Below are 9,646 nucleotides of genomic sequence, written 5' to 3'. Positions count from 1 at the left end.
CTTCCTGCGGGGCATTTCCGATGCCTCCCTTTTCTCGAACCTTAATTTCAAAGTCCAAGAAATGGGATGCAGTTCAACTGAAGGGACTGACCCCGGAGGAATTCCGGAATCAGTCCCTATGTGCGGCGTAGGCCGCTTATTAGCCCGTCCAAGAATTGGGGCGCAGTTCACATCATGCTTTTCGGGTGGTTCTTCAATTTGGCTATCGATGCGCTAAGCCTGGGGCACCTCACCAGTCGCCAGGATCTGCTCGAGCGCGTCCTCATCCAATACAGGCACGCCCAGCTGCTCGGCCTTGGCGAGCTTGGAGCCCGCTTTGGGGCCGGCGACCAGATAGCTCGTCTTCTTTGACACACTGCCCGAAACCTTGGCGCCAAGCACCTTGAGCGCCGCGCCCGCCTCGTCGCGGGTGCGGTTGACGAGTGTGCCGGTGAGCACGAAGGTCAGACCCGCGAGTGGCTGTGCGTCGGCAAGCTCGCCTGCCACGCCAGCGTCGGCTGCGGCTTGCGCGTGCGCGGCGCCCAAGTCGACCTCGAGCGACAGGCCCGCCTGGCGCAGGCGTTCCAGCACGGCAAGGTTCTCGGGCACGGCCAGGAACTGCTTGACGCTCGCCGCAATCTTGGGACCGATGCCCTCGCACTCGGCGATGTCCTCTTCGCTCGCCAAGATGAGCTTGTCAATCGACAGGAATCGCTCGGCAATGACCTCGCCCACACTCTTGCCCACATGACGGATACCCAAGGCAAACAGCACGCGACCGAGCGGCTGGCTCTTAGACTTGTTGAGCTCGGCGATGATTTTCTCGGCCGTCTTGAGGCCCACCGGAATGGGGTCGCCCTTCTTGACGCCCTTTTTGCTGTTGGAGCTGGCATACACGCGGCCCGTGTCCAGGCCGGCGATGTCGTCGACTGTGAGCTGGTAGAAGTCCGCGACATCGTGGATAAGGCCGGCGGCGATCATCTTGTCGACGATTTCGTCGCCCAGGCCGTCCACGTCCATGCAACCGCGGCTCACCCAGTGGAGCAGGCGCTCCTTGAGCTGTGCGGGGCAGTCGATGGACACGCAGCGGTAGGCCACCTCGCCGTCCTCGTGCACCACGGGGCTGCCGCACACGGGGCAGACCTCGGGCATCTGCCAGTCAACGCTGTCGGCCGGGCGCTTGTCGAGCACGGGGCCCACGACCTCGGGAATCACGTCGCCTGCCTTGTGCACGATGATAGTGTCGCCCTCGCGCACGTTTTTGCGGCGGATCTCGTCGATGTTGTGCAGCGTGGCGCGCGCGATGGTGGAGCCGGCGACCGTCACCGGGTCGAACTCAGCGACCGGCGTGAGCACACCGGTGCGGCCCACCTGGATGCGAATCTCGCGCAGGACGGTCTGCTTTTCCTCGGGCGGGAACTTAAAGGCGATGGCCCAACGCGGCGCACGGGCGGTAAAGCCCAGGTCGAGCTGCTGTTGGAAGCTGTCAACCTTTACGACCACGCCGTCGATGTCGTAGTCCAGGTCACCGCGATGCTCGAGGGCCTGGGCACAGAACTCGTGGACCTCGGCCGGCGTGGCGCAGCGTGCCACGTTGGGGTTGACGCTAAAGCCGGCACTGCGCAGCCAGTCGAGAAACTCACGCTGGCTGTGGACGTGCAGCGGATCGGTATCGGCAATGGCGTAGATAAAGGTAGCCAGGTCGCGGCGCGCCGTGACCTTGGGGTCCTTTTGGCGCAGGCTGCCGGCGGCGGCGTTGCGCGGGTTGGCGAAGGGGTCGCGCCCCTCGGCATCGGCCTCGTCGTTCAGACGAACAAAGCTGCCCTTGGGCATATAGACCTCGCCGCGCACCTCAATGGTGCGCTCGCGGTCGGCGCCCATGTGGGCGAGCGCCGGCTCGGACAGGTGCATGGGCACATCCTTGATGGTTCGCACGTTGAGCGACACGTCCTCGCCCGTGGTGCCGTCGCCGCGTGTGGCCGCGCGCACGAAGGTGCCGTTTTGGTAGGTAAGGGCCACGCCCAGGCCGTCGATCTTAAGCTCGCAGGTATAGGTAACGCTGCCGGCGCCGAGCGCATCCTCGGCGCGCTGGAGCCACGCGTCGAGTTCGTCCAGGTCCATGGCATCGTCCATGGAATACATGCGCGCCATATGCGTGACCGGCGTAAACTGCTCGCTCACGTAGCCGCCCACGCGCTGGGTATAGCTGTCGGGCGTCACCAGGTCGGGGTAGGTCGCCTCGATCTCCTGCAGCTCAACGAGCATTTTGTCGAAGGCGGCGTCCGTGATTTCGGGCGCATCGAGCATGTAGTAGCGATAGGCGTGGTAATCGAGCTCGTGGCGCAGCTCGGCCGCGCGCGCTGCCGCCTGGGCATGGACGTCGGTCGGTGCGGCGGCATCCGCACTCGCGGGCGTTTCGGTATCGATGTCCACGCCGTCACCAAACAGGCTCGATTGCTCCATAGCGGCACTCCTTCGCTCGATTTCAAACGGATACAAGAGTACCACCGGTCGCCATGGCGCCGAATAACCCTTTCGAACCGCATCGAATCGGCAGCCGCCAGACCGGAGTGGATCGCGCGATCAACTCCTATCCGTGCCATTTCTAAATGATCCGTTTCCACGTCCCCAACGGATCAATAAGAAAAGAGGGACTGTCCCGCGTTGGCGGGACAGTCCCCTCTGGCTTCGATATGTGCAATACGGCTCGTTAGAAACCCTGGCCATAGCCTTGGCCTTGACCCTGGCCCTGCTGGCCCAGCAGCTCCTCCAGATACTGGCGCAGCTGCTCGTCGGTAATACCGCCGTTGCCGGTATCGGTCGCGCTGTCGTTCTGCTGCTGGCTCTGCAGCTCCTCGTCGGAGCCCAGCTCGACGGTGACCTTCTTCTCTTCCTTGCCGCGCATGAGCGTAATCTCGACCTTCTCGCCCACCTCGTGGCTGCGCAGTGCGATGATCAGGCCGTCGGCACTCGTAATCTCGTCGTCGCCCAGCTTGGTGATGACGTCGCCCTCCTGGATACCAGCCTTGGCAGCGGGACCGTCCTCGACAACGCTCGCCACGTAGGCACCGCTATCGGTGCTCAGTTTGTTGGTACGGGCGTTGAGCGCGTTGACGCTCGAAAGCGTGGCTCCCAGGTACGGATGAACCGGCGTCTTGCCGTCGATGATTTGGTCGGCAATGTTCTTGGCGTAGTTAACGGGAATAGCAAAGCCAACACCCGAGCTGGAACCTGAGTAGCTCTCGATGAGCGAGTTGATGCCTACCAGCTCGCCGTTGTCGTTGACGAGCGCGCCGCCGGAGTTGCCCGGGTTGATGGCGGCATCGGTCTGGATCATGTTGGCATAGATGGTGTTACCGTTGGTAGAGCTCATGGCCGTGGAGCGGTAGAGCGCCGAGACGATACCGGTGGAGACAGACTGCTCGTTGCCGAACGGCGAGCCGATCGCCATGACCCACTCGCCCACGTTGAGCTTGGAGGAATCACCGATCTCAATCGGCGTGAGCTTGGAGGCGTCTGCGTCCTTGAGCTTGATGACGGCCAGGTCGCTCGAAGCGTCGTTGCCCACGAACTCGGCCTCGTAGGTGGTGCCGTCATCCATGGTCACCACGTACTGGTCATAGCCATCGACCACGTGGTTGTTGGTGAGGATGTGGCCCTCGGTATCGAGCACCACGCCCGAACCGACGCTGCCCGAGCTGTCCGACTCGTCGGCAGACTGCGAAAGCGAGCCATTCTGGCTGCCGCTCGAAGTGGCGGTAATGGAAACCACGGAGGGCAACGCCTTGGCAGAAACGGCCTCGGCCAGCGTGGTGTCCTCGGAATCAATCGTAATCTTTTGCGTCGATGAACCCGAAGCACCCGCCGTCACGGCATTCTTTCCGCCGCCAATGTTGAGCGTGCCGCTCATAATGAGCGCAATGACCAGCAGGGCGCCGCAGGCACAACCGGCAAGCGCCGTAATAAAGATCGGCAGCTTTTTGGTCTTAGTCTTGACCACTGTGTGCTTGTTCACGACCTGTTGGCCGCCCAGCGGCTTGCCGGTCTGCGTATCGTAGGCCTGCACGTAGGGAATGTTGTTGCCGTCGGCAGGCGTCGACTCCACCTGCACGCGCGGCTGCTGCTGAGTCTCGCCGGCATTGCCAACATCCTGGGGACGCTGGGAATCGTTCTCGCTCATAGCTGCGATCCTTTCTTCAAATAACCAAAGGCCCGCCAAACATGTGGCGGGCCATCATTGTTCACGTTGAGTTGTACCCCAAGCTGGGCAGTCCCGAGCACTAGATGCCAAGATTTCAGCTTTGCTTAAGTAATGACATGCTTATAGGCCAATTCGTTCTATGCCGTCATGTCTATTCGATATAACAGTCGATAGCAAAGCTATATGTTGAATCGTTAATGAAGTCCGTAATCGTCGCGCCCATGCCTGATCCGCACGTCCACTTATCTTTCTCCGCGTCGTATGGCGTTGGCTCCCACCCCGTTTCATATGATGCTTCGCTTTCCGTGAAGTTATTCATCACGTATTTATCCTTCTGCATGAGCGCGTACCAAGCGTTTGCATACATCACAAGCGGATTGATTTGGACTATCGAGTACTTTCCGGAACGAATCTCAATTTCTGTTTTATCGTTATAATAAGCGACTGTGAGCTCAATCTTGGCAAGCAGCGGCAACGTTTCATCTGATTCCCTCTGGATTGTTATGACATCACCGGCCATAGCGTCGGCAGACACAGTTTTGCTCTCTGGCGTGAAAATAGTCTCTCTGCTTCTTGTTCGCGTTTTTTCATTGCCATTTTCATCTCTAACCACCGTGTCGACCACGAGCGTCAATCGCTTCTGAGCGTCCGGCAACTCCACGGCTTCTGCCATCCCGGCTCGCATCAAAATAGGAGCCCCCGCCATCAGACCTAAGAACTGCTTTCTATCAATCATTCTTCATTCCCCTTGTCTACTTGATTTGACTTTCTCAGCTGAATGGGGATACAGAACAGTCCCGTCAAGTTCCTTATCTTCCACAAAAACTAGAATCCATTTATCACCTGCTTTCAACCCTGAGACATATCCGGAACTTGACTTACGGCGCATATCGATTCTCTTACGGCAACCACTTGGCATAAGCGCCTCAAATTGCCCGTTATGAACATCCGATAGAGCGCGCACCTCGACTGCAACAACCGTGTCGTTTTCTCCCCCATTAGTCGCCCTTAACAGAAAGAAGCTCGCTGCGGTGAGCAAAGCAAAGGAAAGCACCAATAGGAGCATTGCCCTTCGAATGAACTTGTCGCCGTTCACGAGTACAATCAACCCTTGCAATATGTGCCATCGTGAGACGTGTAAATTGATACGTCATATGGAAGAAACTGTAGCTGGTTTGTCCATCCATTCCAAACAACAAGCAGGTACTTCTTGGCATTCGAGTATGTGTTATGCATTGCCACGTAGCCCACAACTGCCATTGCGTGCCCGCTGCCATTTGACCGGAGCCTTCCAGAGAAAATACTCAGATTCCCCGAGTCGGTATTCACCCTAAAGGAATCCCATGACGGATACCAAACGAATGACGTCTCAAGCTCCTTGCCTCGTCTTGCACAAAACTCCTTTAAGGCCGGAGCGGGTTTGTCAGGAGAAGTCTTGCCTTGAGTAAAGTACAGACCAGTCGCTTGATCATATTTCTTTTCTTCTTCTTCCCATGTCCCCGACAGCCTCCAAAGCTCCGAGTATAAATCGGACAATTTAAGGCGGTTCAAAGTCACATAGTGACTGCTAACTGCAAACATTGCCGAAACAGCGCAAGCATAAGTCCCCGTTTCTTTGATAACTTCTGTTTGCGTTGGCGTTATTATTCCCGAAACCGTTTTGCTCGCATCAACAACATATCCCTGTTTATACAAATCCTTGGCAGATACAAAAACGTCATCGAAATGTTCCGGCGATCCGCTGCGATTGCCTCCCGAGGACAATTTATTTGGTACTTTTTTTCCACTTGCGTCTAAAACAATGTTTTTATCTAAGTCGGCAACGCCAACAGTTAGCTCGTCAATCTTTAACGCAACGACGTTATCCGAGGATGCGAGGAGTGCAATTTCTTCGCTTGCACTCTCGATAGGTAAAAGAGCGTTCGGAGCCAAGCAGTATTCGCTGATCCACCAAGATCGCTCTGAATCAAATACGACGTAGCCATAGTTAACGTCATCCCGCTTCGCGCGAACGATATACCCGATTGATTCCCCATCGGAATTCACCATTTTTACTGGGTCACAAGCGGTCACCGGCTCATCCGATACGTCATCAAAGAAAGCTTGCGCTTGCTCCACAGCTATTTGCGGTGTGACACGAACCAAGTCGTCGTCTCCAAAAACCAACCTTGGAGACATCAGGGCGGCAAGCAATACTATGAATCCGACAATCACCTTTCTCGAATAACGCATTTCTTCCTCCATCCGTGCAGTAGGGAGATACGGTAACTAAATGATATTCGTGAGATAGTGCTATACGTTTGATATTGTTTTTACTGACACACTTTAAATCGGTGAAAGGTCTTCTTCTCGCCCTAAACGAGAAAAGGGTACTGGAGAAATCTCCGGTACCCTCACATTCCTCTATTTACTTGCTAGTCCTTAAACAGATAGCCCACGCCGCGGACGGTGGTGATGTGCGCCGCGATCTGCGGCCCCACCTTGGAACGGATGCGTCGGATGTGCACGTCGACGGTGCGCGTGCCGCCGCAGTACTCAAAGCCCCACACGCGGTGCAGCAACACCTCGCGGCTGTAGGCACGGTTGGGGTGTGTTGCCAAAAAGCTCAGCAACGAGTACTCCATCAGCGTAAGGTCGATGGGCTCGTTATCGAGCGTCACCTGGTAGGTGGCCAGGTTGATCTCGAGGTTATCGATGTTGAGCACATCGTCGGCGGTGACGGTCTCCTCCTCGCCCATCAGACGCTGCGCGCGAGCCTTGAGCTCGTTGGGCGTCGCCGTAGGGCATACAAAGTCGGCATGCGCGTGATTGGGCAGGCGCAAGGTGCCGAGTGCCTCGTCGTCGACAATCACCAGCATGGGGACACCGCCGCGATCGTCAAGCCACTTGGCAATCTGATCGATGCGGTCGCTGCGGATGCCATCGGAATCGAGGATCAGCAGGTCAAAGTCGTGCGCCGCAGTTGGCGAATCGGGGGTTGCCAGGCTCACCTCGACACCCAGGGTAGTCGTCAAGCTGCGGGCAAACTCGTGGAAGCGCGTCGTGCGCGCCATGAACAGGGCACTCTTTTCGGACATATCGGCCTCCAAAGAAATGAGCTCAATCGTACTGGAACAAGCCAGCGCGATTAGGAGTTCGCCAGGTAGTGCTTGATCTCCCACTCGGTGATCGTAGACTCAAACTTATGCCACTCGTCGCGCTTCTTTTTGAGGAAGAAACTGTGGATGTGCTCGCCGAGGGCATCCTTCATAAACTGCGAGTCCTCAAACACGTCGAGCGCCTCTTTGAGCGAGCGCGGCAGCGGCGTGTAGCCGGCCTCGACCATCTGACGGTCGGTAAGCTTGAGCGTCTCGGCCGTGGCCTCGGGCGGGAGCTCCAGCTTGCGCTCGATGCCATCCAGACCAGCCGCCAGCGTAACGGCGTTGACCAGGTACGGATTGGCCATGGGATCGGGACTGCGCAGCTCGATGCGCGTGGACAGCTGCTTGCCGGGCTTGTAGACCGGAATGCGGACCATGCTCGCGCGGTTGCGCAGGCCCCACGTGGCGTACTGCGGCACGGAGTCGCCACCCGTGGTGATGCGCTTGTACGAGTTGACCGTGGGGTTGGTGATGGCGCTGATCTCGCGCGCGTGCGCCAAGATGCCGGCCATGTAGTGCTTGGCGATATCGGAGAGGTGGTACTTCTCGTCGTCCTCGCCCCAAAAGACGTTGTTGCCGTCATGGTCGAACAGCGACTGGCACAGGAACATGGCACTGCCGTCCTCGCCCGCCAACGGCTTGGGCATAAAGGAGGCGTGGCAACCGCTCTCGTAGGCCTGCTGCTTAATGATGAGTTTGGCCGTGGTGATGGCGTCGGACATGCTCAGGGCCTCGGCGTGACGCAGGCTCATGCCATGCTGTGAGCGGCCGGCGGCGTGGAAGGTGTACTCCACGGGCACGGACATCTTCTCGAGCGTGAGAACCGTGTTGCGACGCAGGTCGCGGGCGGCATCGCTCACCGAAAGATCGAAGTAGCCCACGTTGTCGAGCGGCTCGGGGGTGTGCTCGTCGGGGAAGTAGTAATACTCCAGCTCGGCACCCACGTTGAGCAGATAGCCAGCCTTCTCGGCCTTGTGGAACATGCGGCGCAGGGCATCGCGCGGGTCGCCGGCAAACGGCTTGCAATCGGGGGTGCACACGTCGCAGAACACGCGGGCGACGCCGTTGTGACTCGGGCGCCACGGCAGGATCTGGAAGGTCGAAGCATCGGGGAACGCCAGCATGTCGGCTTCCTCGGGCGTGGCAAAGCCCTCGATGGCAGAGCCGTCAAAGCCAATACCCTCCTCAAAAGCGACCTCGAGGTCCTCGGGGCTAATGGCAAAGTTCTTGAGGCGGCCAAGAATGTCGACAAACCACAGACGCACAAAGCGGATGTCACGCTGCTCTACGGAGCGGAGTACGTAATCGATGTTCTGCTGGTTCATGTCGCTCCCCTTTCTTTCGGGCGGGTTTCGACTGGTCTATATCGCAGATACTATCGCAGAAAAATGTTTCCGCAGGGTTAAAGCGTATCAAGCGCTCAAAAAACGTGCGCGAGCAGGCCGTTGCGAACGAATGGCTAGCGTTCAGATTCGGAAACAATTTGCCTACACGCTCGTTCCAGCGCTGGGAACTCCATCGTCACCGCATCCCAAACAACCGATCGGTCGACATTGCCGTAATCATGCGCGAGGTAATTTCTCATGCCGATAATTCCACGCCACTCAATTTCGGGATGAAGCCGCTGCGAGCGTTCCGACAACTTGCCCGCTTCTTCCGTCACCCTAAGCGCGCACATCAAAAGGGAGTCCGCCAACGCCCTCGTCCGCACGTCATTCGCATGCAGAAACTGGTCCTCGGTGATATCAAAAGCCTTGATGCGCTCGTTCGTTTCAGAGATGGCGTCCAAGACCTCTTGGGCGCGGAGGCCGTCTGACTTACGCGCGATCATAAAGGATCACTCCTTCGCGCTCGATTACCGCGGCAAGATCGGCATCAAGATGGTCGCTCGAGACAAGATCAACCTGCCTCCCAGTTTCTTTGCGCACCGCCTCGCCGAATGCCGACAACGCGAAAAGGCCAAAGCCCTGATCGCGATCGACTTCGAGACGCAAGTCAATGTCACTATCGGCGCGCGCGTCGCCACGAGCATACGAGCCAAAAAGAATCACGCTTTTGATGGCGTGAATCGGGCTGGCCGCCTCACGGACAGCGGACTCAATCTGAGCGGTATCCAAAATGCCCGCCGCGACGCTTCCGCTCGCAGAGCTTTTACCGAGTGAAGGGACAAACGGCAGCGAACGCTCGCGCAGCATCTGTCTCATAAACATATTGACTGCAACAGACGAAGTCATGCCAAGTTCTTCGCACAGCTCGGCAAATGAATCTTTAATTGACGAGTCCACTCGCACACTCAGCACAGACGCAGCCATGGATACCTCCTGTA

Annotated in this window: 10 protein-coding genes; 1 reads left to right on the top strand and 9 read right to left on the bottom strand. The window is 57.8% G+C overall.

All coding sequences use genetic code 11. From position 1 onward, the window contains the following. On the top strand, positions 1–217 hold a 217-nt coding region (locus PMW70_RS02730), incomplete at its 5' end, for a hypothetical protein (protein ID WP_271743815.1). On the opposite strand, the gene ligA is transcribed toward PMW70_RS02730, so the two are convergent. From ligA to PMW70_RS02685, 9 genes are all read right to left on the bottom strand, one after another. Continuing rightward, positions 214–2,442 (bottom strand): NAD-dependent DNA ligase LigA, encoded by a 2,229-nt coding sequence (ligA, locus tag PMW70_RS02725; protein ID WP_271743814.1) that lies wholly within the window; start codon positions 2,440–2,442, stop codon positions 214–216. The two genes, PMW70_RS02730 and ligA, sit on opposite strands and share 4 nt — an antisense overlap. Positions 2,443–2,689: 247 nt before the next feature. Further along, a complete protein-coding gene (locus tag PMW70_RS02720; protein WP_271743813.1) occupies positions 2,690–4,159 on the bottom strand; it encodes a S1C family serine protease in 1,470 nt (489 codons plus the stop codon). 172 nt (positions 4,160–4,331) lie between these two features. Further along, entirely contained in the window at positions 4,332–4,916 is a 585-nt protein-coding gene (locus tag PMW70_RS02715; RefSeq protein WP_271743812.1) for a hypothetical protein, read from the bottom strand. Positions 4,917–4,919: 3 nt separating this feature from the next. Then, entirely contained in the window at positions 4,920–5,276 is a 357-nt protein-coding gene (locus PMW70_RS02710; RefSeq protein ID WP_117648531.1) for a hypothetical protein, read from the bottom strand. A gap of 8 nt (positions 5,277–5,284) precedes the next feature. Further along, positions 5,285–6,412, bottom strand: a complete 1,128-nt coding sequence (locus PMW70_RS02705) for a hypothetical protein (protein ID WP_117583360.1) — start codon at positions 6,410–6,412, stop codon at positions 5,285–5,287. Positions 6,413–6,594: 182 nt separating this feature from the next. Further along, the gene (locus PMW70_RS02700; RefSeq protein WP_006234733.1) at positions 6,595–7,257 is read right to left on the bottom strand and encodes a response regulator transcription factor; all 663 of its coding nucleotides are present in this window, start codon (positions 7,255–7,257) and stop codon (positions 6,595–6,597) included. A gap of 50 nt (positions 7,258–7,307) precedes the next feature. Further along, the gene (locus tag PMW70_RS02695) at positions 7,308–8,645 is read right to left on the bottom strand and encodes a glutamine synthetase family protein (protein WP_271743811.1); all 1,338 of its coding nucleotides are present in this window, start codon (positions 8,643–8,645) and stop codon (positions 7,308–7,310) included. 134 nt (positions 8,646–8,779) lie between these two features. Beyond that, positions 8,780–9,151: a HepT-like ribonuclease domain-containing protein gene (locus tag PMW70_RS02690; protein ID WP_118258530.1), complete on the bottom strand. Its 372-nt coding sequence runs from the start codon at positions 9,149–9,151 to the stop codon at positions 8,780–8,782. Then, positions 9,138–9,632 carry a type II toxin-antitoxin system RelB/DinJ family antitoxin gene (locus PMW70_RS02685; protein ID WP_271743810.1) on the bottom strand — a complete coding sequence of 165 codons (495 nt, stop codon included), beginning with the start codon at positions 9,630–9,632 and terminating at the stop codon, positions 9,138–9,140. Before PMW70_RS02685 ends, PMW70_RS02690 begins: the two co-directional genes overlap by 14 nt. Between the last annotated feature and the right edge of the window lie 14 nt (positions 9,633–9,646).

Source organism: Collinsella aerofaciens, from assembly GCF_028209625.1.
GTDB lineage: Bacteria > Actinomycetota > Coriobacteriia > Coriobacteriales > Coriobacteriaceae > Collinsella > Collinsella aerofaciens_AM.
This window is presented reverse-complemented; position numbering and strand designations above follow the sequence as displayed.